Origin of the sequence: Methylobacterium ajmalii (genome assembly GCF_016613415.1) — a bacterium.
Classification (GTDB): Bacteria; Pseudomonadota; Alphaproteobacteria; order Rhizobiales; family Beijerinckiaceae; genus Methylobacterium; species Methylobacterium ajmalii.
Window position 1 is genome coordinate 1 of the sequence record NZ_JACWCT010000078.1, and the last position, 281, is coordinate 281.

1 protein-coding gene is annotated in these 281 nt (G+C 76.5%); it reads left to right on the forward strand.

Annotated features, from left to right (window positions below; genetic code table 11):
* On the forward strand, positions 1-268 hold a 268-nt coding region (locus HPY23_RS14835; protein ID WP_200649638.1), incomplete at its 5' end, for a hypothetical protein.
* Positions 269-281: the final 13 nt, after the last annotated feature.

Consider the following 281-nt stretch of genomic DNA (forward strand, 5'->3'; position numbering starts at 1 on the left):
GCCGCTCGCGGCCTGCGTGCCCACCGCCGCGCCGGACTGGCTGGTTGCCCCGGCCAACCCCGCCGCCGCCGTGCGCGCGCCGCGCTACTCCGCGGTCACCGCGGGCGTGGCGCGCTACGACGTGGTCGATCCCAAGGACTGGCGCGAGCTCAACCGCGCCGTGACACCGAGGTCCGGCTCGGGCGGCATGGAGGGCATGGACCACTCCCGCATGCCCGGCATGACCATGCCCGGCATGGGCGGCAAGCGCGACACGGGAGGGCGGTGATGCGCGAGCCCTG